The sequence below is a fragment of the Lysobacter luteus genome (assembly GCF_907164845.1).
Classification (GTDB): domain Bacteria; phylum Pseudomonadota; class Gammaproteobacteria; order Xanthomonadales; family Xanthomonadaceae; genus Novilysobacter; species Novilysobacter luteus.
Genome location: NZ_OU015430.1, coordinates 1,580,495 through 1,606,918, shown reverse-complemented (window position 1 = coordinate 1,606,918; position 26,424 = coordinate 1,580,495). Strand labels below are relative to the sequence as shown.

At 68.5% G+C, this 26,424-nt stretch carries 24 protein-coding genes; 6 read left to right on the top strand and 18 right to left on the bottom strand.

The features are described from left to right. The first annotated feature begins 24 nt into the window (after positions 1 to 24). Positions 25 to 930 carry a DnaJ C-terminal domain-containing protein gene (locus KOD61_RS07490; RefSeq protein ID WP_215218105.1) on the top strand — a complete coding sequence of 302 codons (906 nt, stop codon included), beginning with the start codon at positions 25 to 27 and terminating at the stop codon, positions 928 to 930. Between the two features lie 3 nt (positions 931 to 933). Here KOD61_RS07490 and KOD61_RS07485 read toward each other — a convergent pair whose 3' ends face one another. The 10 genes from KOD61_RS07485 to purB all read right to left on the bottom strand — a co-directional run bounded on the left by KOD61_RS07485 (position 934) and on the right by purB (position 13,578). Then, positions 934 to 1,299 (bottom strand): response regulator, encoded by a 366-nt coding sequence (locus tag KOD61_RS07485; protein WP_215218104.1) that lies wholly within the window; start codon positions 1,297 to 1,299, stop codon positions 934 to 936. A 73-nt stretch (positions 1,300 to 1,372) separates the two neighbouring features. Next, the gene (locus tag KOD61_RS07480; RefSeq protein ID WP_215218103.1) at positions 1,373 to 2,374 is read right to left on the bottom strand and encodes a YhdH/YhfP family quinone oxidoreductase; all 1,002 of its coding nucleotides are present in this window, start codon (positions 2,372 to 2,374) and stop codon (positions 1,373 to 1,375) included. A 77-nt stretch (positions 2,375 to 2,451) separates the two neighbouring features. Further along, on the bottom strand, positions 2,452 to 3,045 hold the full coding sequence (locus KOD61_RS07475) for an LOG family protein (protein WP_215218102.1): 594 nt from the start codon (positions 3,043 to 3,045) through the stop codon (positions 2,452 to 2,454). Positions 3,046 to 3,052: 7 nt separating this feature from the next. Continuing rightward, entirely contained in the window at positions 3,053 to 4,150 is a 1,098-nt protein-coding gene (locus tag KOD61_RS07470; RefSeq protein ID WP_251370546.1) for a calcium:proton antiporter, read from the bottom strand. A gap of 70 nt (positions 4,151 to 4,220) precedes the next feature. Further along, positions 4,221 to 5,663 carry a dihydrolipoyl dehydrogenase gene (lpdA, locus tag KOD61_RS07465; protein ID WP_215218101.1) on the bottom strand — a complete coding sequence of 481 codons (1,443 nt, stop codon included), beginning with the start codon at positions 5,661 to 5,663 and terminating at the stop codon, positions 4,221 to 4,223. A gap of 61 nt (positions 5,664 to 5,724) precedes the next feature. Then, positions 5,725 to 6,954 (bottom strand): dihydrolipoyllysine-residue succinyltransferase, encoded by a 1,230-nt coding sequence (gene sucB / locus KOD61_RS07460; protein WP_215218100.1) that lies wholly within the window; start codon positions 6,952 to 6,954, stop codon positions 5,725 to 5,727. Positions 6,955 to 7,009: 55 nt separating this feature from the next. Beyond that, on the bottom strand, positions 7,010 to 9,832 hold the full coding sequence (locus KOD61_RS07455; RefSeq protein ID WP_215218099.1) for a 2-oxoglutarate dehydrogenase E1 component: 2,823 nt from the start codon (positions 9,830 to 9,832) through the stop codon (positions 7,010 to 7,012). Between the two features lie 206 nt (positions 9,833 to 10,038). Continuing rightward, entirely contained in the window at positions 10,039 to 10,941 is a 903-nt protein-coding gene (locus tag KOD61_RS07450) for a GNAT family N-acetyltransferase (protein ID WP_215218098.1), read from the bottom strand. Beyond that, positions 10,938 to 12,185 (bottom strand): cupin domain-containing protein, encoded by a 1,248-nt coding sequence (locus tag KOD61_RS07445; RefSeq protein ID WP_215218097.1) that lies wholly within the window; start codon positions 12,183 to 12,185, stop codon positions 10,938 to 10,940. The genes KOD61_RS07450 and KOD61_RS07445 overlap by 4 nt, the downstream gene beginning before the upstream one ends. Position 12,186: 1 nt before the next feature. Beyond that, on the bottom strand, positions 12,187 to 13,578 hold the full coding sequence (purB, locus tag KOD61_RS07440; protein WP_215218096.1) for an adenylosuccinate lyase: 1,392 nt from the start codon (positions 13,576 to 13,578) through the stop codon (positions 12,187 to 12,189). Between the two features lie 119 nt (positions 13,579 to 13,697). On the opposite strand from purB, the gene KOD61_RS07435 reads away from it, so the two are divergent. Further along, entirely contained in the window at positions 13,698 to 15,089 is a 1,392-nt protein-coding gene (locus KOD61_RS07435; protein ID WP_215218095.1) for a class II fumarate hydratase, read from the top strand. A 7-nt stretch (positions 15,090 to 15,096) separates the two neighbouring features. Here KOD61_RS07435 and KOD61_RS07430 read toward each other — a convergent pair whose 3' ends face one another. Genes KOD61_RS07430 through KOD61_RS07410 form a run of 5 tightly spaced genes read right to left on the bottom strand, consistent with a single transcriptional unit; the run spans position 15,097 to position 18,559 of the window. Next, on the bottom strand, positions 15,097 to 15,921 hold the full coding sequence (locus KOD61_RS07430) for a YggN family protein (RefSeq protein WP_215218094.1): 825 nt from the start codon (positions 15,919 to 15,921) through the stop codon (positions 15,097 to 15,099). Positions 15,922 to 15,959: 38 nt separating this feature from the next. Beyond that, positions 15,960 to 17,015, bottom strand: a complete 1,056-nt coding sequence (locus KOD61_RS07425; protein WP_215218093.1) for a hypothetical protein — start codon at positions 17,013 to 17,015, stop codon at positions 15,960 to 15,962. After that, on the bottom strand, positions 17,012 to 17,896 hold the full coding sequence (locus KOD61_RS07420; protein ID WP_407074536.1) for an ABC transporter ATP-binding protein: 885 nt from the start codon (positions 17,894 to 17,896) through the stop codon (positions 17,012 to 17,014). Before KOD61_RS07420 ends, KOD61_RS07425 begins: the two co-directional genes overlap by 4 nt. After that, complete coding sequence (locus KOD61_RS07415; protein WP_215218092.1) at positions 17,893 to 18,267, bottom strand: GntR family transcriptional regulator; 375 nt, start codon at positions 18,265 to 18,267, stop codon at positions 17,893 to 17,895. Before KOD61_RS07415 ends, KOD61_RS07420 begins: the two co-directional genes overlap by 4 nt. Positions 18,268 to 18,271: 4 nt before the next feature. Then, a complete protein-coding gene (locus KOD61_RS07410) occupies positions 18,272 to 18,559 on the bottom strand; it encodes a hypothetical protein (RefSeq protein WP_215218091.1) in 288 nt (95 codons plus the stop codon). A 209-nt stretch (positions 18,560 to 18,768) separates the two neighbouring features. On the opposite strand from KOD61_RS07410, the gene KOD61_RS07405 reads away from it, so the two are divergent. From KOD61_RS07405 to KOD61_RS07390, 4 genes are all read left to right on the top strand, one after another. Further along, on the top strand, positions 18,769 to 19,719 hold the full coding sequence (locus KOD61_RS07405) for an FKBP-type peptidyl-prolyl cis-trans isomerase (RefSeq protein WP_215218090.1): 951 nt from the start codon (positions 18,769 to 18,771) through the stop codon (positions 19,717 to 19,719). 111 nt (positions 19,720 to 19,830) lie between these two features. Then, positions 19,831 to 20,616, top strand: a complete 786-nt coding sequence (locus KOD61_RS07400; RefSeq protein ID WP_215218089.1) for an FKBP-type peptidyl-prolyl cis-trans isomerase — start codon at positions 19,831 to 19,833, stop codon at positions 20,614 to 20,616. A 52-nt stretch (positions 20,617 to 20,668) separates the two neighbouring features. Then, the gene (locus tag KOD61_RS07395; RefSeq protein WP_215218088.1) at positions 20,669 to 20,899 is read left to right on the top strand and encodes a SlyX family protein; all 231 of its coding nucleotides are present in this window, start codon (positions 20,669 to 20,671) and stop codon (positions 20,897 to 20,899) included. Positions 20,900 to 20,932: 33 nt separating this feature from the next. Further along, positions 20,933 to 21,577 (top strand): DUF2058 domain-containing protein, encoded by a 645-nt coding sequence (locus tag KOD61_RS07390; RefSeq protein ID WP_215218087.1) that lies wholly within the window; start codon positions 20,933 to 20,935, stop codon positions 21,575 to 21,577. Between the two features lie 19 nt (positions 21,578 to 21,596). On the opposite strand, the gene metH is transcribed toward KOD61_RS07390, so the two are convergent. Genes metH through KOD61_RS07375 form a run of 3 tightly spaced genes read right to left on the bottom strand, consistent with a single transcriptional unit; the run spans position 21,597 to position 26,343 of the window. Further along, entirely contained in the window at positions 21,597 to 24,287 is a 2,691-nt protein-coding gene (gene metH / locus KOD61_RS07385) for a methionine synthase (RefSeq protein ID WP_215218086.1), read from the bottom strand. After that, positions 24,284 to 25,399 (bottom strand): homocysteine S-methyltransferase family protein, encoded by a 1,116-nt coding sequence (locus KOD61_RS07380; RefSeq protein ID WP_251370545.1) that lies wholly within the window; start codon positions 25,397 to 25,399, stop codon positions 24,284 to 24,286. The genes metH and KOD61_RS07380 overlap by 4 nt, the downstream gene beginning before the upstream one ends. After that, complete coding sequence (locus KOD61_RS07375; RefSeq protein WP_215218085.1) at positions 25,396 to 26,343, bottom strand: ArsR/SmtB family transcription factor; 948 nt, start codon at positions 26,341 to 26,343, stop codon at positions 25,396 to 25,398. The genes KOD61_RS07380 and KOD61_RS07375 overlap by 4 nt, the downstream gene beginning before the upstream one ends. Between the last annotated feature and the right edge of the window lie 81 nt (positions 26,344 to 26,424).

The window sequence follows — 26,424 nt, the reverse complement described above, 5'->3', positions numbered from 1 at the left end:
GCCTGCCCACCACCGGAGCAACAGATGCAGTTCAAGGACTACTACGACATCCTCGGGCTGGAGCCCAGCGCGGGCGAGGCCGAGATCAAGACCGCCTATCGCCGGCTGGCGCGCAAGTTCCACCCCGACGTCAGCAAGGAGTCCGACGCCGAGGAGCGCTTCAAGGCCATCAACGAGGCCTACGAGGCGCTGCGCGACCCGCAGAAACGCGCTGCCTACGACCAGCTGCGTGCCCGCGGCTATCGTCCCGGCGACGACGTCCAGCCGCCTCCGGGTGGTTTTGGCGGCGCGCCCGGGGGTGTCGACTTCGAGGAGATCTTCGCCGGGGGTGGGGCCGGCGGAGGCTTCAGTGATTTCTTCGAGAGCCTGTTCGGCCGCGGGCGGGGTGGGCCCGGTGGGCCGCAGCCGGGCTTCGGTGGTGGCGCGCGGCCCCGCGCCGACACCCGCGCCAAGCTCGCGGTGCCGCTGGAAGCGGTGCATTCCGGCGACAGCGTGCGGATCGGCATCAACGGCCGGACCCTGGATGTGCGCGTCCCGAAGGGCATCCGCGAAGGGCAGGCGATCCGGCTGGGCGGGCAGGGTGGCAATGGTGGCGACCTGCTACTGGAGGTCGAGTACGCCGCGCACCCGCAGTTCGAGGTGGACGGCCGCAACATCATCCACGTGTTGCCGGTGGCACCGTGGGAGGCCGCGCTGGGTGCGACGATCAGCGTGCCGACGCTGGGCGGGGCGGTCGAACTGAAGATTCCCCCGCGTTCCGAGGCCGGGCGGAAGCTGCGCCTGCGAGGTCGCGGACTGCCGGGCAAACCCGCCGACGGCGACCAGATCGTCGAACTCGAGGTGCTGGCACCGACGCCGGGCAGCGACGAGCAGACGGCCGCCTACGAGACCCTGCGCGACGCTTTCGGCAGCGACTGGCGCCGCGCCTGAGGATCAGCCGGGCAGCAGCTGGCCGATGACTTCGGCCAGCTCGTCCTCGTTGAAGGGCTTGGTGATGTAGGCCTTCGCGCCCTGGCGCATGCCCCAGACCCGGTCGGTGTCCTGGTCCTTGGTGGTCACCAGCACCACCGGGATATGTCGCGTGGTCTCCTCGCGGCAGATCGACCGGGTGGCCTGGAAGCCGTTGAGGTTGGGCATCACCACGTCCATCAGGACCAGGTCCGGCAGCTCGCGCTTGGCGGCTTCGACGCCGGCGGCGCCATCCTCGGCCGTCACGGCCTCATGTCCCAGCTTCTCGACGATGCGGCGAATGCCCATCAGCTGCGACGGCGAGTCGTCGACGATCAGAATGCGCGCCATGTTGTTTCCCCGGTTGAACGGGGCGATTGTAGCGAGGCGCGGCGATGCCGCAAACGGCCGCGCCCCCAACGGCCTACATGCGCACCACCGTCCGGCCGAGCGAGCCGCCGCCCAACATGGTTGAAAAGACGCCCGGCAGTTCCTCCAGCGTGGCCTCGCGCGTGCAGATCCGGTCCAGGTGGCGCGGCTTCCAGTCGCTTGCCAGGTGCGCCCAGACCGCTTCGCGGATGTCACGCGCGGTACCCGCCGAGGCCACGCCGAGCAGCGAAACGCCACGGATGATGAAGGGCATCACGGTCGCATCCAGCGCCGGCGACGCGGCCAGGCCCGCACTGGCGACGTTGCCGTAGGGTGCGGTCTGCGCCAGCAGGCTCGACAGCATCGGCCCGCCGACGTTGTCCAGCCCGCCGCCGAACCGGGCCGACTCCATCGGCCGGCCGGTGGCGAGGGCGTCGCGGCCGAGCACTTCGGTGGCGCCGATCGACTTCAGATAGTCGTGCTGGGTCGCCTTGCCGCTGACCGCATGCACTTCGAAGCCGGCGCGGCTGAAGATGTCGACCGCGAGCGAGCCCACGCCGCCGCTGGCGCCGGTCACCGCGAGCGGACCCATCTCGGGTACCTGGCGGTTGTCGCGCATGCGGTACAGGGCGAGCGCCGCGGTGAAGCCCGCAGTGCCGATCACCATGCTCTCGCGCAGGTCGAGCCCGACCGGTAGCGGTATCGCCCAGCGTGCCTCCAGCCGGGCGTACTCGGCATAGCCACCATCGCGTGTCTCGCTCAGCCCGCAACCCGTGACGACGACCGGATCACCCTCGCGGAAGGCCGGGTCGGTCGAGGCCACCACGTGGCCGGCCACGTCGATGCCACCGACCAGCGGGAAACGCCGCAGGATCTTGCCCTCACCCGTGCCCGCCAGCGCGTCCTTGAAGTTGACCGACGACCAGGCGGTCTTGATCACGACCTCGCCCGGCGACAGGTCATCGAGCGAAACCTGCTCGATGCCGCTGCGATAGCCGTCAGGCCGGCTGGAGTCGTTGTGGATCCGGAAGGCGTTGAAGCGGGCGGGGGTGGACATGCGGCGCGGCACCGTTGCGGGGACGCTCCATTGTGCGACAAACCCGTCGCGCGGGCCTGCCGCGGACAGGTTGCGAGTCAGCGCAGGGCGCTGCGCCGCTTCTCGTCCAGCCACTTGTCGGCGCGGGCCGGCCGATACGCATTCATCCAGTCGAGCATCGCCGACAGGTCACGGCCGTGCCAGAGATCGCGGCGCTGGTCGGGATGCAGGAAGCGCTCGTCGACCATGCGGTCCATCATCGCCACGAGCGGCTCGAAGAAGCCGTCCACGTCGAGGAAGGCGCACGGCTTGTCGCCGATGCCGAGCTGGCGCCAGGTGAGCATCTCGAACATCTCGTCGAGCGTCCCGAAGCCGCCGGGCAGCGCGACGAAGCCGTCGGACAGGTCGAACATGCGCGCCTTGCGCTGGTGCATGTTGGCGACCACCTCGAGCCGGGTCAGCCCGGTGTGGGCCACTTCCCAGCCCATGAGCTGCTCGGGGATCACGCCGATGACCTCGCCGCCGGCGGCAAGCGCCGCGTCGGCCACGACGCCCATCAGCCCGACGTTACCGCCGCCGTAGACGACGGCCACGCCATCGGCCGCAAGGCGCGTGCCAAGTGCCGCGGCGTGCTCGGCGTAGACCGGGCGGGCGCCGTTGTTGGAACCGCAGTAGACGCAGATCGAACGCATGGGCGACTCAGGGAACGAAGCTGAGGAAGAGGTAGGCGGCGAACATCACGATGTGCACCAGGCCAAGCAGGATGTTGGTGCGTCCTGTGCGCAGCGATAGCGACGCGACGAACAGGGTCACCACCAGCAGCAGGGTGGACTTGTCGTCCAGGCCGAGCGCGAGCGGCCACCCCATCACCAGCGACAGGACCGCCACGGTCGGCACCGTGAGCCCGATGCTGGCTATGGCGGATCCGATGGCAAGGTTGAGGCTGGTCTGCAGGCGGTTGTGGATCGCCGCGCGCACCGCCGCCACGCCCTCGGGCAGCAGGACGATGCCGGCGATGAGGATGCCGAGCGTCGCCGCGGGCGCTCCCACGACGTCCAGCAGGTATTCAATCGACGGCGAGATGCCTTTCGCGCTCAGTACCACGGCCACCAGCGCCACCAGCAGCATGCCCAGGCTCGCCAGGGCCTCGCGGCTGGTGGGCGGCTCGGCGTGCTCGCGCGGGTTGTCCTCGCTCTCTTCGTCGTGCGGAAGGAAGTAGTCGCGGTGGCGAACCGTCTGGATGAAGGTGTAGCCGCCAAACAGCACGAGCGTCACCACCGCGATGAAGATCAGCTGGCTGGAGGTGAAGGCCGGTCCGGTCCGGCTGGTGGTGTAGTTGGGCAACACCAGGGTGAACATCACGATGACCGTCAGCGTCGCCAGGCCCGCCGTCACGCCCTTCACCCCGAAACCCTGTTCGTGGTGGCGGCGCCCGCCTGCCAGCAGGCTGAGGCCGATGATGCCGTTGAGGATGATCATGACCGCGGCGAATACGGTGTCGCGGGCGAGGGCGCTGGTAGCCTCGCCGCCGGAGAGCATCATCGAGACGATCAGCGCGACCTCGATGACCGTCACCGCCAGCGCGAGGACCAGCGTGCCGAACGGTTCGCCTACCCGGTGGGCGATGACCTCGGCGTGGTGGACGGACGCGATGACGCTGCCACCCAGGCCGATGACAAGCAGCGGCACGAGGCCGGGCGTCGCTGGCATCAGCCAGGACAGGACGAGCACGAGCACGCTCGCGAGCGGCATCGCCACTGTCCAGGCCGGGTTGTGATCTATTGCGCGTGTTGTCATCCAGGCTTCCGGTGCGCGCGTCGAGACACGACGCACCGGAGCGGCCGCAAACAACGCTGGTTTCAGGCGATCAGTTCGCCTTGTGGATGGCGCGCTTGCTGACGGCCATCGCTGCATCGTGGATCGCCTCCGACAGGGTCGGGTGGGCGTGGCAGATGCGGGCGAGGTCGTCCGACGAGCCATTGAACTCCATGGTCAGCACGCCTTCGTGGACCAGCTCGGACACGCCGACGCCCACCAGGTGCATGCCCAGCACGCGATCGGTTTCCTCGTGTGCGATCACCTTGACGAAGCCGGCCGGCTCGCCCATCGCCACCGCACGGCCGATCGCCGCGAACGGGAAGCTGCCGGTCTTGTACGGGGTACCTTCGTCCTTGAGCTGCTGCTCGGTCTTGCCGACCCAGGCGATCTCCGGCTCGGTGTAGACGACCCACGGGATGGTGTCGAGGTTGACGTGGCCCGGCAGGCCGGCGATCAGTTCGGCGACCGCGATGCCTTCCTCGAAGCCCTTGTGCGCCAGCATCGGGCCGCGCACGCAGTCACCCACCGCCCAGACGCCATCAACGCCGGTGTGGCAATGCTCGTCGACCTCGATGCGGCCGCGGTCGTCCAGCTTGACCCCGGTGCCCTCGGCCAGCAGGCCCTTGCTGGCGGCCTTGCGGCCTACCGCGACCAGCAGCTTGTCGACCACGATCGACTGCTCGCCCTTGTCGTCGGTGTAGGTCAGGTGCACTTCCTTCGACTTGCCCTTGCCTTTGACCTCGGCCTTGGAGACCTTGGCGCCGAGCTTGATTTCCAGGCCCTGCTTCTTGAACTCGCGCGCCGCGGTCTTGGCGACCTCGGCATCGGCCGCGGCGAGGAAGTCGGGCATCGCCTCGAGGATCGTCACCTCGGCGCCCAGCCGCTTCCACACGCTGCCCAGCTCCAGGCCGATCACGCCGGCGCCGATCACGCCCAGGCGCTTGGGCACCTCGGTGAAGTCCAGCGCGCCGACGTTGTCGACGATGGTGTCGCCGTCGAACTTCGCGAACGGCAGCTCGATCGAATCCGAACCGGCGGCGATGACGACGTTGGTGCCCTTGAGCTCGACTTCGCTGCCGTCGTGCTGCTTGACCTTGACCACGTTGCCCTTGTGCAGGGTGCCGAAGCCGTAAAACGCGCTGACCTTGTTCGCCTTGAACAGCATCGCGATGCCGCCGGTGAACTGCTTGACGATCTTGTCCTTGCGGCCAACCATCTGGCCGACGTCCATCTTGGCGTCCTTGAAGCTGATGCCGTGGTCGCCGAACAGGTGGCCCATGTTCCAGAACTGGCGCGAGGAGTCGAGCAGCGCCTTGGACGGGATGCAGCCCACGCGCAGGCAGGTGCCGCCGAGGGCCGGCTTGCCGTCCTTGCCGAGTGCGGCATCGATGCACGCGGTTTTCAGGCCCAGCTGCGCGGCGCGGATCGCCGCGTGGTAGCCGGCCGGGCCGGCACCGATCACGACGACGTCGAAGTTCTGCTGTTCGCTCATTTCAATGATCCTTGTGGCTCGTTGCGAAAAGCCCCGCGCGTGGCGGGGCTTGCGCGGGCAATTACATGCCCAGCAGCATGCGGTGCGGGTTTTCGAGCTGGTTCTTGATGTCGACCAAGAACAGCACAGCGTCCTTGCCGTCGATGATGCGGTGGTCGTAGCTGAGCGCGATGTACATCATCGGCGCGGCGATCACCTGGCCGTTCTCGACGATCGCGCGCTCCTTGATGGCATGCATGCCCAGGATGGCCGACTGCGGCGGGTTGATGATCGGGGTCGAGAACAGCGAGCCGAAGGTGCCACCGTTGGTGATCGTGAAGGTGCCGCCCTGCAGGTCCTCCAGCTTCAGGCCACCTTCGCGCGCGGCCTTGGCGTAGCCGTCGATGGCCTGCTCGACCTCGGCGAAGCCCATCGACTCGGCGTTGCGCAGGACCGGCGTGACCAGGCCCTTGTCGGTCGAGACGGCGATGGAGATGTCGGAATAGCCGTGGTAGACGATGTCGTTGCCGTCGACCGAGGCATTGACCAGCGGGTAGCGCTGCAGCGCGTTTGCGGCCGCCTTGACGAAGAAGCTCATGAAGCCGAGCTTGATGCCGTAGGCGTTCTTGAACGCCTCGCCCTGCGCCTTGCGCATGTCCATGACGGCCTTCATGTTGACCTCGTTGGAGGAGGTCAGCATCGCGGTCGAATTCTTGGACAGCATCAGGCGCTCGGCGATGCGGGCGCGCATCCGGGTCATCGGCACGCGCTCCTCGGCGCGGTTGCCGCTGGCCTTGCCCACGCCGGCATTCTTGGCGTAGTTCAGCAGGTCCTCCTTGGTGACCGCGCCGCGACGGCCGGTGCCTTCGACCTGCGACGGATCGATGCCTTCCTTCGCGGCGGTGAAGCGCGCTCCCGGAGGCAGGTCGTTGCCGGCGGCCGACTTCGACGCCGGCTTGGCGGCTTCGGCCTTGGCCTGGACCGGCTTGGCTTCGGCGGTGGCGGCCTCGTCGTTCTTCCGATCGGCCTTGGCGTCGGACTTCGCCTTGGAGTCGTCCTGCTTCGCGGCGGCGGCGCCCGCCTCGACGATGGCCAGCACCTGGTCGCTGGTCACGGTGGCGCCGGAGTCGAACTTGATCTCCTTGAGCACGCCGTCGACCGGCGAGGGCACCTCGAGCACGACCTTGTCGGTTTCGAGGTCGACCAGGTTCTCGTCCCGGCTGACCGCGTCGCCGGGCTTCTTGTGCCACGTGGCGATGGTGGCGTCGGAAACGGATTCGGGCAGGACCGGAACTTTGATCTCGGTGCTCATGGGGCTGACATCCTGGATGGCGTGTTAAGGGGAAGGCGAAGGGCGTTGTGGCCGGTCACTCGGGGCAGTTCTCGCCCTGGACCGGGTTGACCAGCGCGTCGGCGACCAGCTTGGTCTGTTCGGCGACGTGGTCGGCGAAGTGGCCGGCGGCCGGGGACGGCGAACGCAGCCGGCCGGCGTAGTGCAGCGACTGCTTCGGGCCGAGGCAGGCGGTCAGGTGGTGGCGGATCTGGTACCACGCCCCCTGGTTCTGCGGCTCTTCCTGGCACCAGACCACGTCGGCGGCCTTGCCGAAGCCGCCGAGCTCGGCCGCCAGTTCCTCGCGCGGGAACGGGTAGAGCTGCTCCACGCGCAGGACGGCGACGTCATCGGCACCGCGCTTTTCCATGTCCTCGAGCAGGTCGTAATAGACCTTGCCCGAACACAGCACCACGCGCTTGACCTTCTTGGCGTCGGCGCGGGCATCGGGAATCAGCTTCTGGAAGCTGCCGGTGGCGAGCTCGTCCATGCTGGACACCGCCAGCTTGTGGCGCAGCAGCGACTTGGGCGTCATCACCACCAGCGGCTTGCGGGTGGGCATGCGCATCTGCCGGCGGATCATGTGGTACGCCTGCGCCGGGGTGGTGGGCACGCAGACCATCATGTTGTCGAGCGCACACAGCTGCAGGAAGCGCTCGAGGCGCGCCGAACTGTGTTCCGGACCCTGGCCCTCGTAACCGTGCGGGAGGAACAGCGCCAGCCCGCACAGGCGGCCCCACTTGGCTTCGCCGGAGGACAGGAACTGGTCGATCACCACCTGTGCGCCGTTGGCGAAGTCGCCGAACTGGGCTTCCCAGATGTCGAGCGTCATCGGATCGGCGGTCGAATAGCCGTACTCGAACGCCATCACCGCCTCCTCGCTGAGCAGCGAGTCGATGATCGTCAGGTCGGTCGGGTTCTTGACCAGCTGGCGCAGCGGCAGGTGGTAATCGTCGGTTGCCTGGTCGTGCAGGATCGCGTGGCGGTGGAAGAAGGTGCCGCGGCCGCTGTCCTGGCCCACCAGGCGCAACTTGTAGCCTTCGCTGAGCAGCGTGGCGTACGCCAGGTTCTCGGCGAAGCCCCAGTCACCGGCCTGCTCGCCGGTGGCCATGCGGCGGCGGTCCTCGTAGATCTTGGCGACGCGGGCGTGCAGCTTGACCTCGTCGGGGATCGCATTGATCGCAGTCGCCAGGCCGTCCAGCGCCGCTCGGTCGAAGGTGGTGTCGACGGGGTCCGACAGCTTGCCGGTCAGGTACTTCGACCAGTCGATGGTGAACTCGTCATCGCGGCTGTCAGCCAGCTCGGTGGTGACGACGCCCTCGTCGAGCTTGTCGCGGTATGCGTCGGCCAGTGCCTTGACATCGTCGTCGCCCAGCGTGCCCTCGGCGACCAGGCGCTGCGCGTAGAGGTCGCGCGGCGTCTTGTGCTTGCGGATGACCTGGTACATCAGCGGTTGGGTCGCGGCCGGCTCGTCGGCCTCGTTGTGGCCGTGGCGGCGATAGCAGACCAGGTCGATGACCACGTCCTTGCCGAACTCGTTGCGGAAGTCCAGCGCCAGCTCGGCGCAGAAGACCACGGCCTCCGGATCGTCACCGTTCACGTGCAGCACGGGCGCGCCGACCATCTTGGCGACATCGGTGCAGTACAGCGTGGAACGGGCGTCCTGGCGCTCGCTGGTGGTGAAGCCGACCTGGTTGTTGATGACGATGTGTACGGTGCCGCCCACCGAGAAGCCGCGTGCCTGCGACATCTGCAGCAGCTCCATCACCACGCCCTGTCCGGCGAACGCGGCGTCGCCGTGCATCAGGATCGGCAGCACCTGGCCGCGCCCCTTCTCGCCGCGCCGTGTCTGGCGCGAACGCACCGAACCGGCGACCACCGGGTCGACGATCTCGAGGTGGGAGGGATTGAAGGCGAGGGCCAGGTGGACCGGGCCGCCGTCGGTGGCGATGTCGGCCGAGAAGCCCATGTGGTACTTCACGTCGCCGGTGTGGGCGACGTCGTGGTGGACGTGCTCGAACTTGCCCTCGAACTCGTCGAACAGCTGCCGCGGCGGCTTGCCGAGGGTGTTGACCAGCACGTTGAGGCGGCCGCGGTGGGCCATGCCGATGACCACGTCCTGGATGCCCTGCCGGCCGGCGCGCTGGATGGTGGTATCCATCAGCGGGATCAGTGCGTCGCCGCCTTCCAGCGAGAAACGCTTCTGGCCAACGTACTTGGTGCCGAGGTAGCGCTCCAGGCCTTCCGCCGCGGTCAGGCGCTCGAGGATGCGCTTCTTCTGATCCGCGCTGCGGCCGTAGTTGCCGCCGGCCTTTTCCAGGCGCTCGTAGATCCAGCGACGCTGGCCGGCGTCGGTGATGTGCATGAACTCCGCGCCGATCGAGCCGGTGTAGGTCGCCTTCAGCCGCGCCAGCAGGTCGCCCAGCTTCATGCGCTCATGGCCGGCAACGCCGCCAGTGCTGAACTCCGCACCCAGGTCGCCGCCGGACAGGCCGTGGAAGCCGAGGTCCAGGTCGGGCGCATCGGGCGCCTCGAGCAGGCCGAGCGGATCCAGGTTGGCACCCAGGTGACCGCGCGAACGGTAGGCGGTGATCAGCTTGCCGACCGCGCGTTCGCGGGCGTCGCCACCGCCGGTTCCCGCCGTCGCCTGTCCGCGCCTTGCGGCGCCGGCGATGGAATGGATCACCGCCGAATGGGGGACGTCACCGGACTCGCGACCCTTGAAGGTGTCGAAATATGCCTGCCATTTCGGACCCACGCTCTCGGGCGCGACCAGATACTGCTCATACAGGTCTTCGATGTAGGCCGCGTTCGCGCCGAGCTGCGAAGACTGGGAGAACTGCTTCAGGAGACTGTCCACAATGGCAACGGAATACTCGAGTGGGGAAGGCGGAATCGCCTGATTGCGTCGCTGGACCGCTGTTCAGGCGCTCAAGATCCGGAATTATAGCCCGCGGGCCAGCGTTTCCGGGTGGTAAAACCGGCCGGAACGGAGTGTTTCCGGAAACGTGCGCTCCGCGGTTCGGTCGGGTTCATCGACGCGCCGTAAGGGGCACGTTGAAATACTCAGATCTGCAAGGCGCGCAGTTCGGTGCAGGGTCGTGCCCGCTCCCAGACCGGGTCGAACGCATTGCGCAGCTGGCGGGCGCGGCCCCCGGCATCGAGGCGGGTCTCGCCTTCGAAGCGATGGCCCAGCGGGCGGAAATAGAACCCGCCGCGGTCATTGACCACGTAGGCGGACGGGTAGACCCGGTCGGTGGGTTCCTCGATCGCGCGGAACGCGAAGGCGGTGGGCAGGCGCTGGCCGAGGTTTACCAGCGGCGCGAGCTTGCGTCGCGGCTCGCCGGGGTCCTGCAACAGGATGCGGATCTCGGCTCCGCTCGTGGCCAGACGCCTCATCGCGGCCACCACCTCGGGAACGTCGAACAGGCCGGGGTCGAGGTCGCGACTGTAGAGGTCCAACTGGCGCCGAGCACCGGCGATCACGCCAAGCGCTGCCGCGACCGCCGCCTCGCGTGACCCGACCGGGTTGTCGGCGTCGACAAGGGTCCGCATCGACTGGTGCTCGATCCCGGCTTCGACGAACCGCTCGTCCACCGGCAGGAAGCCGTGCCGGGCGTAAAACCCCAGCGCGGTTACCTGGGCGTGCAGCGACAGCTCGCGCCAGCCCCGCTGTCGGGCCTGGTCGACCAGGGCCGACAGCAGTGCGTCGCCGACGCCGCGGCCGCGCCAGTCCGACAGCACGGCCATCCGGCCGATGGTGTGGTTCGGAGTCAGCCGGCCGGTGCCGACCGGGTTTCCGTCGGCGTCCACCGCGACGACGTGGTGGCAGAGCGGGTCCAGCTCGTCCCACTCCAGCGCCAGCGGCACGCCCTGTTCCTGCACGAACACGGTCTCGCGCACGTGGCGCAGCGCCGGCAGACCCGCTTCGTAGTCAACCGCCCGGACGGTGAAGGCAGGGGCGGTCATTGCGCGTCGTCGCCCAGGTCGAGCTGGTAGTGGCCTTCCTGCATCAACTCGATCACCCGGTCGCGGCCTGCTTCGGACAGGCTCGCATAGAGCCGCCCGTCCAACACCGCGTTGTCGGCTATGCGGGCGGCGTCGCGTGCCGGCAGCGGGTGCTCTACACCGTTGACGTAGAGTCGCGCGCCTCGCCGTGCCTTGCGCCAAGCCATGCGCGAGAACGGATGCCTGCGCAGGCTTGCGCCGTGCTGTAGGTCCCATTCGACCTCGATCCGCGACCGCGGGTCGTCGCCGGGCGCGACCTGTCCGCCGCTGCGGTAGACGGTGATGAAGCGTCCGAACCAGTCGCCAAGGCGGTCCGGGTCATTCATCCGCAGCAGGTTGAGTGCCTCGACCACGCGCTCCATTGCGGCAGCGTCGATCTCGCCCGGGCTCTTCGCCGGCGCAAGGTCGGCATCCCTGTAACGCAGCGCGTCGTCGGCCTCCGCCGCCAGCGTGTCGACGAAGTCACCGAGCAGCTCGGCGGCGGAGGGGGCGCGCATGCCCAGCGAGAACGTCAGGCAGGCGTCGACTGCTACGCCGTGGTGGGGCACGCCCGGGGGCAGGTACAACATGTCGCCGGGACCGAGCACCCACTCGTGCGTGGGCGAGAAGCGCTGCAGCAGGCGCAGGTCGACGTCGGGGCGGAAGTCCAGCGGCGGGGCCGGCTTGCCCAGCGCCACGCTGGCGTCGATCTGCCAGCGGCGCTGGCCCTGCGCCTGCAGCAGGAATACGTCGTACTGGTCCACATGGGCGCCGACCGAGCCGCCCGGCGCGGCGAAGGACACCATCACGTCGTCGATGCGCCAGCGCGGCAGGAACCCGAAGTGCTCGACCAGCGCGGCGATGTCGGCATCCCATTTGTCCACGTCCTGGACCAGCAGGGTCCAGTCGTGGTCGGGCATGTCCGGGAACATCTCTTCGGGGAACGGACCGTGGCGCAGCATCCAGCGGTCATCCGCGGCATCGTGCGCGACGATCCGCGACAACGCGACCTCCTCGCAGGCGAGGCCGGCCAGGTCCTCGGGCTGGATCGGCGACTCGAACCCGGGGAACGCATTGCGGATCAGCAGCGGCCGCTTCTGCCAGTAGTCACGCAGGAACTCCTCCGGCGGCATGCCCAGCGGGGGAAGGGCGGAGCCGTCGACCTCGAACGCCGGGCCGGCCGTGGGACGCGCCTTCGACGGCGCCCGTCGCGCGCGCGCGGCCATCTCAGGCCTCCCGGGCGAGCTGTTCGGCGCGGCCGGTGTAGCTGGCCGGGGTCATGTCGAGCAGGCGCTGCTTTGCGTCGCCGGGCAGGTCGAGGCCGCCGATGAACTCGCGCATCGAGGCCTCGTTGATGCCGTGGCCGCGGGTCAGTGCCTTGAGCTGTTCGTAGGGGTTGGGAAGGCCGTGGCGGCGCATGACCGTCTGCACGGCCTCGGCCAGCACTTCCCACGATGCGTCGAGGTCGGCCGCCAGGCGCTCGGGGTTGGTCGACAGCTTGCCCAGTCCGCGCATCAGCGCGTCGAAGCCGATCAGCGCATGGCCGAACGCAGTGCCCAGCGCCCGCAGCACGGTGGAATCGGTGAGGTCGCGCTGCCAGCGGCTGACCGGCAGCTTGGCGGCGAAATGCTCGAACAGCGCGTTTGCGATGCCGAAGTTGCCCTCGGCGTTCTCGAAGTCGATCGGGTTGACCTTGTGCGGCATCGTCGAGCTGCCGACTTCGCCCGCCTTCACGGCCTGCTTGAAGTACCCCAGCGAGATATAGCCCCAGATGTCACGGCACAGGTCGATGCAGACGGTGTCGATCCGGCGCTGTGCATCGCAGACCTCGGCGATGCCGTCGTGCGGCTCGATCTGGGTCGTGTACGGCTGCCAGTCCAGGCCCAGCGACCGGACGAAGCGTTCGGCGAACGCATGCCAGTCCAGGTCGGGGTAGGCCGCGAGATGGGCGTTGTAATTGCCGACCGCGCCGTTGATCTTGCCCGGCATCGGCGCGGCGGCCAGCGTCTCGCGCTGGCGGCGCAGGCGGGCGACCACGTTCGCCAGCTCCTTGCCGACGGTGGTGGGCGAGGCGGTCTGGCCGTGCGTGCGCGAGAGCATCGGCAGGGCGGCATGCTCGTGTGCCATCGCGCGCAGCGTGTCGATCAGCGCGTCCAGCTTCGGCAGCATCACCGACTCCCGCGCCTCCGCCAGCATCAGCGAATACGACAGGTTGTTGATGTCCTCGGACGTGCAGGCAAAGTGCACGAACTCCAGCGCCGGGCCTAGCTCGCCGGACAGCTCGCCTGCGTCGTCCTTGAGACGCTCCTTGATCAGGTACTCCACCGCCTTGACGTCGTGGTTGGTGGTGCGCTCGATCTCCTTGACCCGCGCCGCGTCCGCCACCGACAACCCGTCGGCCAGCGCGCGCAGGCGTGCGACGGCCGCATCCGAGAAGGGTTTGAGTTCGATGATCGCGGGTTCGGCCGCGAGCGCCAACAGCCACTCGATCTCGACCCGGACCCGCGCCCGGATCAGCCCGTACTCCGAGAAGACCGGGCGCAGTGCATCGACCTTTCCGGCATAGCGGCCGTCGAGCGGGGAAAGGGCGAGCAGCTGGGTTTCGACGTTGGCGGGCATGGGGGAGGCGGCACGTGTGGACAGTCGCGCATTCTAGCGCGGGGCGGCGACAGCAGCCCCGCGGCTGCTGCGCCTTTACATCCCGCGCGTATGCTCGGGACGACCCGAGGAGGACGACGATGGCAAGCCAGGATTACCGCATCGAGCACGACAGCATGGGCGAGTTGCAGGTGCCCGCCGAAGCGTTGTGGGGAGCGCAGACGCAGCGCGCGGTGGAAAACTTCCCGATCTCCGGCCAGCCGATGCCGCGTGGCTTCATCCGTGCGCTGGGACTGGTCAAGGCCGCGGCCGCCGAGGTCAACGGTGGGCTAGGGCTGCTCCCCGCGAACCGCGCGAAGGCCATCGGCAAGGCCGCGCGCGCGGTGGCGGCCGGCGACCATGACAGCCAGTTCCCGGTCGACGTTTTCCAGACCGGGTCGGGCACCTCCAGCAACATGAATGCCAACGAGGTCATCGCGACGCTCGCCTCGCGCGGCGTGCGGGGCAGGGCCGTGCACCCCAATGACGACGTCAACCTGGGCCAGAGCTCCAACGACGTGATCCCCACCGCGCTGCGCGTCGCCGCCCAGCTGGCCGTTACCGAAGACCTCCTGCCGGCGGTCCGCCACCTGCGCCGGACCATCGACCGCCGCGGTCGCGCGCTCGGCAAGGTCGCCAAGACCGGGCGCACCCACCTGATGGATGCCATGCCGTTGACCTTCGGCCAGGAGCTGGGCACCTGGTCGGCGCAGCTGGCTTCCGGACAGGCGCGCATCGAAGACGCGTTGAAGAGGCTGCGGCGCCTGCCGATCGGCGGGACCGCAATCGGAACCGGCATCAACGCCGACCCGCGATTCGGCACCGCGATGGCCCGGGCCTTGTCCCGGCTGGCCGGTACGCGCTTCGAGTCGGCCGACAACAAGTTCGAGGGCCTTGCCTCCCAGGACGACGCGGTCGAGCTGTCGGGCCAGCTCAACGCGCTGGCGGTGGCGCTGATGAAGATCGCCAACGATCTGCGCTGGATGAACTCGGGGCCGCTTGCAGGGCTGGGGGAGGTCGAACTGCCGGCGCTGCAGCCGGGCAGCTCGATCATGCCGGGCAAGGTCAACCCGGTGGTACCGGAAGCCGCGTGCATGGTCTGCGCGCAGGTGATCGGCCACCACGCCGCGATCACCGTGGCGGGGCAGAGCGGCAATTTCCAGCTCAACGTGATGCTGCCGCTGATCGCGGCCAACCTGCTCGACTCGATCCGCCTGTTGGCAAACGTCATGCGGCTGCTGGCTGACACCACCATCGACGGGCTGGTGGTGCGCCGCGACAAGGTCGCCGAGGCGCTGGACCGCAACCCGATCCTGGTGACCGCGCTGAACCCGGTGATCGGCTACGAGAAGGCGGCCGCAATCGCAAAACAGGCCTACCGCGAGGGCAGGCCCGTGCTTGAGGTGGCGGTGGAGGCGACGGGAATGTCGGCGAAGGAACTGCGCCGCCTGCTTGACCCCGCCGCGCTGACCCGCGGCGGGATCCAGGGCTGACCCCGGGTTACTGCGAAGCGGCTTCGGCGGCTGCAGCCGCGTCGAGCTCGGCCTCTTCGTCGTCCGCAACGGGAGCTCGCCCGGCGACCGCCGACTGGACGGCCTCGCGGATGCTGCCCCGGATGTCCTCACGGACACCGGCGTGTTGCAGCTTGTCGTTGCTTCCGTTGCGGCAGTCCTCGACGTCGCTCGCCTCCATCGTCGCGTAGGGGCGGAACTCCGGCAGCGAGGCGGCCAATTGGTCCTGCGTGCGCAGCATCGCCGGCAGCGAGTCACACAACTTCATCGCCTCGGCCTCGATCAGCGCCGCCTCGGCGTCGATCCGCTGCTCGAAGTCCTTGCCGCCGCCGGTGAAGACGTTCTTCAGCGCCTCGCCTGCCGCCTGCATGCCCAGGTCGGCACCCTTGACGCCGATCGTCATGCCGGCCTCGATCATGTCCACCACGTGGCCGCGGTAGTCCAGCAGGAGCGCCCGCTGTTCGTCGGTCACGGCTACCGTACGGCCATCGATCAGCAGGTCGCCGGCGGGGCTGATCTCGGCCTTGGGCAGCGGATTGCCGTCGGCGTCGCGCGGCGACTTGCGGGTGACGTTGGTGCCGCCGACATGGATGTCCATGTCGCCGCCGACGCCGATGTTGCCGGTGGCCATTTCCTCGCGGGCCTCCCGCAGGGCGTTCTCGACGGTCCGGCCGAGGGCGGTGCGGGGGGCGTCCGTGCCCTGCTGCTGGGCCTGCGCGGCCTGCGATGCGGTTGGTTCGTCGGCGCTGCAGGCGGCCATGAACGGTGCAATGGCCAGGCAGGTGAAGAGCGCGATGCGTGGAGTGGTGTTCATGGCATTCCCTTGGTGCATGAGGAGGTGGTGGGCCGGGCTCAGCCTTCGTCGCGCCAGCGGCGCAACCGGATCGCCGCGAAGATCATTGCCGCGCCGGCGATGGCGCCGATCCACAGGTCGGGCATCGACAGGCTTGCGATCTGGTGGGTGAACGACATGTCGCCCACCAGGTTCTCCAGCCCGCTGTTGGTCACCGACTCGGAGAAGTCGTCGCGGTAGACCTGGTCGATGGCCGGCACGGTGCCGAGCAGCGCGCGGCCCACGATGTTGGTCCAGAACCACGAGGCGTCCAGGTTGAACAGGTCCATCAGCTTGAACCAGCTGACCAGCACCCCGGCGACCACCGGCACCATCACCGCCCAGAGGAACGGCGCGCTGCGGGCCCACACCGAGCAAAGCAGCAGCCAGCCGACGGTCGGCAGTGCCCACAGGGCGTACACCGGGATCCAGGCCAGGTGCCCGGCGATGATGCCCATCGGGCTGGCGGGGCCCCAGATCAGCGTCCACGCGTTGCCGCCGTGCATCACGACCACCGCGCTGATCATCACCATGAAGGCGAACATGGTGAGGATGGCCACGCCCACGGCGATGGCCGGGGCGACCAGCACGGCGCTTGCGACCTTCGACAGCACCGTCTCGGTGTCCGACAGCGGTAGCGACTTCCAGAACAGCACGCTGCGGTCCTTGCGCTCGTCATACAGCGCGCCAAGGCTGTAGAAGAAGACCACGAAGGCCAGGACGATGAAGGGCCAGGACGATCCCAGCACCAGGCTGAGGTTGATGCCGTTGGCGAACTCCGCCATGTTCTGCGGGCTCATCTGCTGCGTGAGCTGGCCCAGGTCGAGCCCGCTGACGTTGATGCCGTCCAGTTCGAGATGGCCGGCGTCGGCGGCGCGCCGCGCTGCGACCAGGCCGACGATGATCGCCATCAGGGTCAGCACGAGCGAGATGCCGCCGGCAATCACCGGGGCCCAGAAGAAGCCGCCCTTGTGCTCCCAGAACTCGCGCTTGAGCAGCAGCTTGAACTTGTGGGTCGGGTGGGTCGTCGCGGCCGCGCGCGGTGCGGCGGGCAGGGTGTTGTCGAGGGCGTTCATGCGTATGTCCCCTTCATGGTGGCGACAAACAGATCGGCCAGGCCGGGCGTTCGGGTTTCACCCAGGCCGGACAGCTGGTCGCGCGGGATGTTGTCGAACAGCATCACGGTCTTGCCGAAGGGCAGGGTGCGCTCGTCGACCGGCTTGAGAGCGCGGGCGGCGTCGGCACTGTCGGCGTTGACCATCACCTCGGTGAAGCGCTCGCCGAGGGTGTCCATCTCGGTGTCGAGCACGATCTTGCCGTCGCGGATGAACATCACGTCGGTGAGGATGTGCTCGACCTCCTCCACCTGGTGGGTGGTGATGAGGATGGTCTTGTCCTCGTCGAAGTAGTCCTCCAGCAGGCGCTGGTAGAACTGCTTGCGGTAGAGGATGTCCAGCCCGAGCGTGGGTTCGTCGAGCACCAACAGGCGCGCGTCGATGGCCATCACCAGGGCCAGGTGCAGCTGCACGATCATGCCCTTGGACAGCTCGCGGACCTTCATCTGCGGCTTGAGCTGGGTGCCTTTGAGGAAGCGCTCGCAGCGGGCGCGGTCGAAGCGGGGGTGGACCCCGGCGACGAACTCGATCGCCTCGGAGACACGGATCCAGCGCGGCAGCACGGCGACGTCGGCGATGAAGCACACGTCGCGCATCAGCTCGTCGCGTTCGGTGCGCGGGTCGCGGCCGATCACGCTCATCTGGCCCTCGAACGGGATCAACCCGAGCATCGCCTTGAGGGCGGTGGTCTTGCCGGCGCCGTTGGGCCCGATCAGACCGATGATCCGGCCGGCCGGGATCTCGAACGAGGTGCCGTCCAGCGCGACCTTGTTCTTGTAGACCTTGCGCAGCTGGCTGGCGCGCACCACGGTGTCGGTTGCGGTGGTGGTCACGGCGTTCATCGGGCACCTCCCTGGGCCGGTGCGGCCTTGAGCAGCTCCTCGGTACTGAGTCCCAGGCGCAGGATGCGTTCCAGCACCAGCGGCCACTCCTCGGTGAGGAAGCGTTCGCGTTCGTTGACGAGCAGTTTCCTTGCGGCCTCTTCGGTCACGTACATGCCCAGACCCCTGCGTTTTTCGACGAGAGCCTCGTCCGCCAACTCCTGGTAGGCGCGCGAGACGGTGATTGGATTGAGCTGGTAGTCAGCAGCGACCTGCCGCACAGAGGGCAGGGCGTCGCCGGGCTTGAGCACGCCGTCGAGCATCATCGCGACGACACGCTCCTTCAGCTGGCGGTAGATGGGAGCGCCGTCGCTCCACTGGATAGCGGTCATGGGATCAACCCCGCGGGACAAATGAGAAGTACGGCATGACAAGCGTCTGCCGGCGGTTGCGCTTCGTCCCTGTGGAGCGCGTGGTGGAATCGGAATCAAGGCTTTCAGCCGCGGCGGCTTCGAAGGCCGTCGCCAGCGCGCCGGCCGCATTCAGCTCGGCGGAGATCGGATTGGCCGCCAGGCTGCCGGCGGCCGAGGCCGGCCCGGTCGGGACGGCGGCGACGAGACCCATCACCAGCAAGGCACCGCTGGCCGTCAGGGCAAACAAGGTGTTGTGGAGCTTGCGGTTCATGGCGACCTTCCTGATCGTTGGTAGACCGGTGTTGTAGGTGACTATAACACCAGATTACGGCAGGTCAAGCACCCGCACCCCAACTGAAGACATAGACGCGCCAGTGACGGGACGGCGGTTCATGTGCGCGCATTGCCGCCGCCGGCCTTGCTCGCGACAATGGCGCCCTTGCGCCCGCCTGGGCGATCCCCCGACAGGAGCAGTACCGGATGAATGTTTTCGCGCGCGGCCTGGCCGCGATGTTGACCGCCGTCATCGTGGTCGCCGGCGCGGCCGCCCCCACGGTCGCCAGCGCCCAGGCAGCGTCCGCGCTCGACACCGAGCGTGCGCGTGTCAGCTACATGGTCGGTCACGACGTGGCCCGTTCGATCGAGGCCGCGGGGCCGGACATCGACCTTGCCGCCTTCGAGAGCGCGATCCGCAACGCCTTCGCAGGTGGCGAGCCTTTGATCGCCGAGAGCGAAGTGCCGGCCGTGGGCGAGGCCCTGATGATGCGCATCGCCTCGCGTGCCGGTCGCGCACCGGCTAATGCCAAGGTGCCCGACGTGGATCGCAGGAAGGTGGGCCACCTGGTCGGCGCCGACGTCGGCCGCTCGCTGGTGCCGATCAAGGATGAGCTTGAGTTGCCCGTGCTGCTGCAGGGTGTCCGCGCCACGTTCGCCGGTACCGGCCTGCTGATGGACGAGGCCGCGATGAGCGCCACCCGCGCCGCATTCGGCGAGCGGGTGCGTGGCCAGATGCTGGAGCGTGCGCGTGCCGAGGGTGAAACCAACCGCGCCAAGGGCGCGGAGTTCCTTGCCGCCAACAAGCAGAACAAGGGTGTCTTCACCACGCCGTCGGGGCTGCAGTACTCGGTGCTGCGGCAGGGCTCCGGCCCGCGTCCCACGGCCAACAGCCGGGTGCGCGTGAACTACGAGGGTCGGCTGCTGGACGGCACCGTCTTCGACAGTTCCTACGCGCGCGGCGAAGCGACCGAGTTCGGGCTGGGCCAGGTCATCGCCGGCTGGACCGAAGGCGTGGCCATGATGCCCGTCGGTGCCAAGTACCGGTTCTGGATCCCCGGCGACCTGGCCTACGGGGCCAAGGGCGGCGGCGACGGCAAGATCGGCCCGAATGCGACCCTCGTGTTCGATGTCGAACTGCAGGCCATCGTCCAGTAACACCCGTTCCCGACCATCATGCGACGCGTCGACGAGCCGTTCATGATCGTCTCCGCAAAGTGACGGGCTGCGCCGCCGAGGCGGCGCGCCCCTTTCCAAGGAGTTCCCCGAATGACCCAGTTCCCCCGCGCCACTGCCGTGCTGGCCCTCGCCGTCGTCATGTCCCTCGGGCTGTCGGCCTGCAACCAGGGCGATGCCGACAAAGCCGCGGAGCCGGCCGGTGAAGAAGCCGCGGCGACCGACGGTGCCGTCAAGATCGACGGCCTGCCCACCGAGAAGGAGCAGGTCAGCTACATGATCGGCCGCGACGTGGCCCGTTCGCTGGAAGAGGTCAAGGACGAGCTGGACACGAAAGTACTGCTCGACGCGCTGGAATCGGGCCTGGCCGGCAAGGACTCGCTGATGACCGAGGAGCAGGTCAACCAGGTGCGCGAGGCGTTCGCGCAGCGGATCCAGGCCGAGCGCATCGCCGAGATGATGGCCGCCGCCAAGAAGAACAAGGAAGCCGGCGACGCGTTCTTGGCCGCCAACAAGGACAAGGACGGGGTGGAGACCACCGAATCCGGCCTGCAGTACCAGGTCATCACCCAGGGTGACGGCCCGCGGCCGACCGCCGACGACATGGTCCGCGTGCACTACAAGGGCACGCTGCTGGACGGCGAGACCTTCGACAGCTCCTACGAACGCAACGAGCCGGCTGTGTTTGCACTGCGGCAGGTGGTCCCGGGCTGGCAGGAGGGCATCGCGCTGATGCCGGTCGGCAGCAAGTACAGGTTCTGGATCCCGAGCGAGCTGGGTTATGGCGAGCAGGGCACGCCGGGTGGCCCGATCGGCCCGAACCAGGTGCTGGTGTTCGAGGTCGAGCTGCAGGACATCGTCAAGCAGCCGACCGAATAACCACCAAGCCCGGCCGGCACAGACCTGCCGGGCACTCCAGACGGGGCAATCAATGAGCAGTGACACCGAGCAGCGCCTCGTCGACCTTGAAATGCGGGTGGCCTTCCAGGAACACGCGCTCGGTGAGCTGAGCGATGCCCTGGCGGCCGCGCGCGACGAGGAAGCCCGCAACACGCTGTTGCTGCGGCGCGCGCTGGAGGAGCTCAGGCAACTGCGCACCTCCCTTGCGGCGGGGCCGCAGATGGCCGATCCGGCGCTCGAGCCACCCCCTCCCCATTATTGAGAGCCGGCAGCTCCACGGCGGCGACAGCATCAAATGACCGATTCCCTACGCAACCAGTTGCTCGGACTGGGCTTCAAGCCCGCGCCCGAGCCCCGCAAGAACGATTCGAACCGGCGCGGCGGCAAGCCGAACGAACGCCGGGACGGCGGCAAGCCGGGCTCGTCGGCCAAGCGCGCCGATCCGCCGCGCACAGGCGCCGGCAAGGGACCTGCTGGACACAAGCGTCGTGGCCCCGGTCCGGCCCGCTCGCGCGAGGAGATCGACCTTGCCAAGGCCTACGCGATCCGCGCCCAGCGCGAGAAGGACGAACGCATCGCCGCCGAGAAGGCCAGGCAGGAAGAAGCCCGCCTGCGGCGGGAAGCGCGTGCACGCCTGGCGGAACTGGTAAAGGACAAGTCGCTCAATGCCGCCGAAGCCGACATCGCCCGGCATTTCCCGTACGGCGGGAAGATCAAGCGCATCCATGTGACGGCAGACCAGCTCAAGGCACTCAACGCGGGCGAACTGGGCGTGCTGCAGATGGACGGCCGCTACCTGCTGGTGACCGCGGAACTGCTGGCGCAGGCGGCGGAGGTCTTCCCGCCTGCGATCGCGCTCAGGGTCGACCCGGATGCACCGGCCGCGGAGGACCCCTACGCGGATCCGAAGTACCAGGTACCCGACGACCTGGTCTGGTAGTCCCTGGACCGGCGCGGGCCTAGTCCGGGTCGTAGTCGAGGTTGGATGCCAGCCAGCGCTCCGCCTGCGCGAGTGACACGCCCTTGCGCCGCGCGTAGTCGGCCGCCTGTTCCTTGGACACCCGGCCGACCACGAAGTACTGGCTGCGCGGGTGGCTGAAGTAGTATCCCGACACCGCCGCGGCAGGGGTCATCGCGAAGTGGTCGGTAAGGCGGATGCCGACCTTCGCTTCGGCATCGAGCAGGCGGAAGATCGTCGCCTTCTCGCTGTGCTCCGGGCATGCGGGGTAGCCGGGAGCCGGGCGGATCCCGCGGTACTTTTCTTCGATCAGCGCCTCGGTGTCGAGTGTTTCGTCGGTCGCGTAACCCCAGAACTCCGTTCGCACGCGCTGGTGGATCCGTTCGGCCATGGTTTCGGCGAGCCGGTCGGCCAGCGCCTTGAGCAGGATCGCGTTGTAGTCGTCGTGGTCGGCCTCGAACCGCCGGACGTGCTCCTCGATCCCGATGCCGGCGGTGACCGCAAAGGCGCCGATCCAGTCTTGGCGACTGCTGTCGGCCGGGGCGATGAAGTCGGCCAGGCAGAAGTCCGGGCGCTCGGGTGGCTTGTCCGCCTGCTGGCGCAGGAAGTGCAGAGTTACCGGACAGCCGTCGACCTGGGCAACGACATCGTCTCCGTGGCTGTTGGCCGGCCACAGGCCGAACACCGCCCGTGCCGTGAGCCATTTGTCCTCGACGATGCGTTGCAGCATCGCCTTGGCATCGCGGAACAGCTCGCTCGCCTGCGGACCCACCACTTCGTCGGTGAGGATCGCCGGGTAGCGGCCGTGCAGCTCCCAGGCCTGGAAGAACGGGGTCCAGTCGATCAGGTCGACCAGCTCCGCCAGCGGGTAGTCGTCGAACACATGCAGCCCGGGCTTTGCCGGGGTCGGCGGCTCGTAGTCGTCCCAGCCACCCTCGAACCGCTGGCCACGGGCGTGCGCCAGCGACGCCAGGCGCTTGCCGCCATCGCGGTTGCGGTGGCGCTCGCGGATCTCGGCGTAGTCGGAAGCATTGGCCGCGACGAACGCGTCGCGCAGCTCGATGCTGATCAGCGACTGCGCCACGCCGACCGCGCGCGAGGCGTCCTTCACCCAGATGGTGGCGGACTTGTAGTGCGGGTCGATCTTCAGCGCGGTGTGCGCGCGCGAAGTCGTGGCGCCACCGATCAGCAGCGGCAGGGTGAAGCCCTGGCGCTGCATCTCGCGGGCGACGTGGCTCATCTCCTCCAGCGACGGCGTAATCAGGCCCGACAGGCCGATCAGGTCGGCGTTCTCCGCCTTGGCGGTGTCGAGGATCTTCTGCGCCGGTACCATCACCCCGAGGTCGATCACCTCGAAGTTGTTGCAGGCCAGCACCACGCCGACGATGTTCTTGCCGATGTCGTGGACATCGCCCTTGACCGTTGCCATCACGATCTTGCCGTTGGATTTGCCGGTGTCGCCGGTGCGCAGCTTTTCGGCCTCGATGTAGGGCAGCAGGTGGGCGACGGCCTTCTTCATGACGCGCGCCGACTTGACGACCTGCGGCAGGAACATCTTGCCGGCGCCGAACAGGTCGCCGACCACGTTCATGCCGTCCATCAGCGGGCCTTCGATCACGTCCAGCGGGCGCGACGCCCCGGCGCGGGCCTCCTCGGTGTCCTCGATGATGTACTGGTCGATCCCATGGACCAGCGAGTGGCTGATGCGAGCGCGTACCGGCTGCTGGCGCCAGGCCAGGTCCTCGACCTTCTTCTCGCCCTTCCTGCCGCGGTAGCGCTCGGCCAGCGCCAGCAGGGTCTCGGTCGCCTCGGGATTGCGGTTGAGCACCACGTCCTCGACCGCCTCGCGCAGTTCGGCGTCGAGGTCGTCGTAGAGGGGCAGGGCACCGGCATTGACGATGCCCATGTCCATGCCGGCGCGGATCGCGTGGTACAGGAACACCGTGTGGATCGCCTGGCGCACGGTCTCGTTGCCGCGGAACGAGAAGCTGACGTTGGACACGCCGCCGGACACGTGGCTCTGCGGGAACCGCCGCCGGATCTCCCGGGTCGCTTCGATGAAGGCCACGCCGTAGTCGTTGTGCTCGTCGATGCCGGTGGCGATCGCGAACACGTTGGGGTCGAAGATGATGTCCTCGGGCGGGAACCCGACCTGCGTGGTCAGCAGCTTGTACGCGCGCGTGCAGATCTCGACCTTGCGCTCGGCGGTGTCCGCCTGGCCTTCCTCGTCGAACGCCATGACCACCACCGCCGCACCATAGCGGCGGACCAGGCGTGCCTGGCGCAGGAATTCCGCCTCGCCCTCCTTCATCGAGATCGAGTTGACGATGCCCTTGCCCTGCAGGCACTTCAGCCCAGCCTCGATCACGCTCCACTTGGAGCTGTCCACCATCACCGGCACGCGCGCGATGTCGGGCTCGGCGGCGATCAGGTTGAGGTAGTCGACCATCGCCTTCTCGGAGTCGAGCAGGCCCTCGTCCATGTTGACGTCAAGCACCTGCGCGCCGTTCTCGACCTGTTGCCGCGCGACGGCGACCGCCTCATCGAACCGGCCGTCCTTGATCAGCTTGCGGAACTGCGCGCTGCCGGTGACGTTGGTGCGTTCGCCGACGTTGATGAAATTGCTTTCGGGCGTGATCTGCAGCGGCTCGAGGCCGCTGAGGCGGGTCTGGCGGGCGAGCACGGTGGTCATGCGACGGCTTCCTCCAGTTGCGGCGGTGCCCGCGGAGGCAACCCGGCGACGGCGTCGGCTATCGCGGCGATGTGAGCCGGCGTGGTCCCGCAACACCCCCCGACGAGGTTGAGCAGCCCGGCTTCGGCAAACTCGCGCAGCACCGTGGCCATGTCTTCGGGGGTCTCGTCGTAGCCGCCGAAGGCGTTCGGCAGGCCGGCATTGGGGTGGGTACTGACATGGGTGTCGGCGACGCGCGAGAGCACATCGACGTGTGCGCGCAGGTCCTTCGCGCCGAGTGCGCAGTTCAGGCCGATCGCGACCGGCCGTGCGTGGCGGAGCGAGTACCAGAAGGCCTCGGCGGTCTGGCCCGAGAGCGTACGTCCGGACGCGTCGGTGATGGTCCCCGACACCATCACCGGAAGTCGGGCGCCGCGCGCGTCGAAGACCTCGGCGATGGCGAACAACGCGGCCTTGGCGTTGAGGGTGTCGAACACGGTCTCGACCATCAGGATGTCGGCGCCCCCGTCGATCAGGCCATCGGCGGCTTCGCGGTAGGCCTCGCGGAGCTGGTCGAAGTCGATCGCGCGGAAGCCGGGCCGGTTGACGTCGGGGCTGAGCGAGGCGGTGCGGCTGGTCGGCCCGAGCACGCCGATGACGAAGCGGGGCTTGTCGGGCGTCTCGGCTTGAGCGGCATCGCAGGCCTCGCGTGCCAGCCGCGCGCCGGTCTCGTTGAGTTCGCGTGCCAGATGCTGCAGGCCGTAATCGGCCAGCGAGATGGTGGTCGAGTTGAACGTGTTGGTCTCGACCAGGTCGGCACCGGCGGCCAGGTAGCCGGCGTGGATCGCGCGGATGATGTCCGGTCGCGTCAGGCTGAGCAGGTCGTTGTTGCCACGCTGGTCGTGCGCGCAGCCGCAGCCGGGGCCGTGCGCATGGCCCTCGGGTGCATGCGCGGGGTCGAATCCTTCTGCGAAACGCTTGCCGCGGTAATCGGCTTCGGCCAGCTCGTGCTGCTGGATCATCGTGCCCATCGCGCCATCGATTACGAGGATGCGCTCGGCCAGGGCCTGAAGCAGGGCCTCGGCCCGCCGCGGGGCCAGCCAGGGCAGGGTGTCCACGGGGCCGGCGCTCACTGGGCGGCCCTCGCCGCGGTCTTGCGGGCGATGAGCGCGATGACCTCGAAGTGCGGCGGACGCCGCTCGCGGGTAACGGTCTCGCAACTGAGGATCTCGAACCCGCCGCGGGTGGCGAACTTCTGCAGTTGCTTCTCGCTGAAGCCCAGGTTGACGTGCCCGTACGACTCGACCACCGAGCGGTGCTCGTGGCGGGCCAGGCTGGTGAGCAGCAGCCGTCCACCCGGGCGCAGCACCCGCGCGGCTTCGGCCACCGCGCGGGCGGGCTCGCCGGCATAGGTCAGTGCGTGCATCAGCACCACCAGGTCGAAGTGGCCGTCCTCGAACGGCAGCGCGTGCATGTCGCCCTCGCGCACCTCGACGTTCTTGAGCTTGCGCAGCCGCTCGGAGGCGGCGAGCACGACCTTGGTGCTCGAATCAAGGCAGACGTAGCGGTGCGAGTGGGGCGCGAGCAGTTCGGCCAGCACGCCGTCGCCCGAAGCGATGTCGAGCACGTCGCCGGGCTCGAGCAGCGGCAGCGCCGAGCGCGCCATGGCCTCCCAGGTGCGGCCGGGGGAGTAGTGGCGCTCCATGTCGCCGGCGACCGAATCGGCCCAGTTCTGGTCGGCCGCGCGCATCGCCAGGACGCCGGGCACGCGCTCGGCGTCCTGACGCAGCAACGGGTCGTCGCTACCCTCGCGCAGGGTCTTCCAGAGTGAGTGCTGGGGGCCGTCGAGGGCGGCTTCGTCGAACCGGTAATACGCCGACACCCCTGAGCGGCGGTCCCTGACCAGCCCGGCGTCCTTGAGCCGCGCCAGGTGGGTGGATACACGCGGCTGCGCCAGCCGGGTGATGGCCGAGAGTTCGGCGACGGTCAGCTCCTCCCGCTCCAGCAGGGCCAGCAGCCGGACGCGGGTCGCGTCGGCGAACACCTTGAGGCGTGACGACCAGCCTTCGAGATCCATGCAAGCCTCCGGTGCGTTCATGCACCTATCGCGATACAGCGATAAGTCTGTCCGTCCGGCCCACCACGGTCAAGCGCGGCG

Bases quoted from the DNA above. Each gene is read 5' to 3' on its own strand.
- KOD61_RS07390 (WP_215218087.1), top strand. From the start codon at position 20,933: ATGACCGATTCCCTACGCAACCAGTTGCTCGGACTGGGCTTCAAGCCC.
- KOD61_RS07425 (WP_215218093.1), bottom strand. From the start codon at position 17,015: ATGAACGCCCTCGACAACACCCTGCCCGCCGCACCGCGCGCGGCCGCG.
- KOD61_RS07485 (WP_215218104.1), bottom strand. From the start codon at position 1,299: ATGGCGCGCATTCTGATCGTCGACGACTCGCCGTCGCAGCTGATGGGC.
- sucB (WP_215218100.1), bottom strand. From the start codon at position 6,954: ATGAGCACCGAGATCAAAGTTCCGGTCCTGCCCGAATCCGTTTCCGAC.
- KOD61_RS07445 (WP_215218097.1), bottom strand. From the start codon at position 12,185: ATGGCCGCGCGCGCGCGACGGGCGCCGTCGAAGGCGCGTCCCACGGCC.
- purB (WP_215218096.1), bottom strand. From the start codon at position 13,578: ATGCCCGCCAACGTCGAAACCCAGCTGCTCGCCCTTTCCCCGCTCGAC.
- lpdA (WP_215218101.1), bottom strand. From the start codon at position 5,663: ATGAGCGAACAGCAGAACTTCGACGTCGTCGTGATCGGTGCCGGCCCG.
- KOD61_RS07450 (WP_215218098.1), bottom strand. From the start codon at position 10,941: ATGACCGCCCCTGCCTTCACCGTCCGGGCGGTTGACTACGAAGCGGGT.
- KOD61_RS07375 (WP_215218085.1), bottom strand. From the start codon at position 26,343: ATGGATCTCGAAGGCTGGTCGTCACGCCTCAAGGTGTTCGCCGACGCG.
- KOD61_RS07420 (WP_407074536.1), bottom strand. From the start codon at position 17,896: ATGAACGCCGTGACCACCACCGCAACCGACACCGTGGTGCGCGCCAGC.
- KOD61_RS07410 (WP_215218091.1), bottom strand. From the start codon at position 18,559: ATGAACCGCAAGCTCCACAACACCTTGTTTGCCCTGACGGCCAGCGGT.
- KOD61_RS07400 (WP_215218089.1), top strand. From the start codon at position 19,831: ATGACCCAGTTCCCCCGCGCCACTGCCGTGCTGGCCCTCGCCGTCGTC.
- KOD61_RS07405 (WP_215218090.1), top strand. From the start codon at position 18,769: ATGAATGTTTTCGCGCGCGGCCTGGCCGCGATGTTGACCGCCGTCATC.
- KOD61_RS07415 (WP_215218092.1), bottom strand. From the start codon at position 18,267: ATGACCGCTATCCAGTGGAGCGACGGCGCTCCCATCTACCGCCAGCTG.
- KOD61_RS07430 (WP_215218094.1), bottom strand. From the start codon at position 15,921: ATGAACACCACTCCACGCATCGCGCTCTTCACCTGCCTGGCCATTGCA.
- KOD61_RS07395 (WP_215218088.1), top strand. From the start codon at position 20,669: ATGAGCAGTGACACCGAGCAGCGCCTCGTCGACCTTGAAATGCGGGTG.
- KOD61_RS07475 (WP_215218102.1), bottom strand. From the start codon at position 3,045: ATGCGTTCGATCTGCGTCTACTGCGGTTCCAACAACGGCGCCCGCCCG.
- KOD61_RS07435 (WP_215218095.1), top strand. From the start codon at position 13,698: ATGGCAAGCCAGGATTACCGCATCGAGCACGACAGCATGGGCGAGTTG.
- KOD61_RS07480 (WP_215218103.1), bottom strand. From the start codon at position 2,374: ATGTCCACCCCCGCCCGCTTCAACGCCTTCCGGATCCACAACGACTCC.
- KOD61_RS07470 (WP_251370546.1), bottom strand. From the start codon at position 4,150: ATGACAACACGCGCAATAGATCACAACCCGGCCTGGACAGTGGCGATG.
- KOD61_RS07490 (WP_215218105.1), top strand. From the start codon at position 25: ATGCAGTTCAAGGACTACTACGACATCCTCGGGCTGGAGCCCAGCGCG.
- metH (WP_215218086.1), bottom strand. From the start codon at position 24,287: ATGACCACCGTGCTCGCCCGCCAGACCCGCCTCAGCGGCCTCGAGCCG.